We start from the raw sequence: 1,370 nt of genomic DNA, 5'->3' as shown, positions 1-1,370 counted from the left end.
GCCGTGCCTGACGCTCAGCGCGCAGGACCGCGAAATGCTCGACGGCGTCCACGGCAGGGCCGCGCAGGTGGCCATGGGCATCATCGTGCGAATGGCCGAATTGCAGGGCGCCAACACGCTGCTGGACATCACCCAGGCGCACATCGACGGCTGCATCTACACCGGCCCGGCCTGCCTGCGCTTCGCCCGCCAACTGGTGGAATGGGGCGCCCAGGTGAAGGTGCCGACCACGCTCAACGCGATCTCGGTGGACAAGCGCCGCTGGCGCGAGCAGGGCATCGACGCCGCCTTCGGCGAGCCCGCAGCCGCGCTCGGCGATGCCTACCTGGAGATGGGCGCGCAGGTCAGCTTCACCTGCGCGCCCTACCTGCTGGACAGCGCGCCGCGCCTCGGCGAGCAGATCGTCTGGGCCGAATCCAACGCGGTGGTCTACGCCAACAGCGTGCTCGGCGCACGCACCCTGAAGTACCCCGACTACCTGGACATCTGCATCGCCCTGACCGGCCGCGCGCCGCTCAGCGGCTGCCACCTGCCGGGCCAGCGCCACGCCAGCCTGCGCATCGAGCTGCCGGCGCTGGATGAGCTGGACGATGCCTTCTACCCGCTGCTCGGCTACCACGTCGGCCTGCTCTGCGGCAGCGAGATCCCGGTGATCTGCGGCCTGGAGCACGCACAGCCGGACCTCGACGACCTGAAAGCCTTCGGCGCCGCCTTCGCCACCACCTCGGCCGCGCCGATGTTCCACATCGCCGGGGTGACGCCGGAAGCGCCCAGCGCCGAACGCGCCCTGGGCGGCCAGGCGCCGGCACGGCTGCTGCGCGTCAGCGCCATGGACCTGCTGGAAAGCTGGTGGGAGTTGAACAGCGCCGAGGAGCCACGGGTCGACCTGGTCTCGCTGGGCAATCCGCACTTCTCCTTCAGCGAATGCGCGCGCCTCGCCACGCTCTGCGCCGGCCGTCGCAAGCATGCCGACACCGCGCTGGTGATCACCTGCGGCCGGGCGATCCACGAACGCGCCCGCGATGCCGGCCACGTCGCCACGCTGGAAGCCTTCGGCGCGCAGTTCGTCACCGACACCTGCTGGTGCATGCTCGGCGAGCCGGTGATTCCGCCCGCCGCGCGCACCCTGATGACCAATTCGGGCAAGTACGCCCACTACGCACCGGGGCTGGTCGGCCGTCGGGTGCATTTCGGCAGCCTCGCCGAATGCGTCGACGCCGCCTGCAGCGGGCGCGCCAGCGGGCGTCTGCCGGCCTGGCTGCAGCTCGGCGAAGCCACGGAGGAACCCGCCCATGTTTGACTACACCTTCCACTGGCGCGCCGCCTACAAGGCGCTGCCGGACATGCTCGCCGGCGCCTGGGTGACCTTC

General features: G+C 70.9%; 1 protein-coding gene and 1 pseudogene. Both read left to right on the top strand.

Annotated features, from left to right (window positions below; genetic code table 11):
• Positions 1-1,300, top strand: a 1,300-nt coding sequence (locus B2X67_RS04655; RefSeq protein ID WP_286784750.1) for an aconitase X catalytic domain-containing protein, incomplete at its 5' end; no start/stop codon positions are given.
• A pseudogene (locus tag B2X67_RS04650) lies at positions 1,293-1,370 on the top strand (amino acid ABC transporter permease); the annotation flags it as partial. The gene B2X67_RS04655 and the pseudogene B2X67_RS04650, both read left to right, overlap by 8 nt.

Source organism: Pseudomonas sp. UBA3153 (assembly GCF_002364635.1).
In the GTDB taxonomy this organism is placed as follows: Bacteria; Pseudomonadota; Gammaproteobacteria; order Pseudomonadales; family Pseudomonadaceae; genus Pseudomonas_O; species Pseudomonas_O kuykendallii.
The sequence above is the reverse complement of the archived record's forward strand: the minus strand, read 5'-3'. Positions and strand labels throughout refer to the sequence as shown.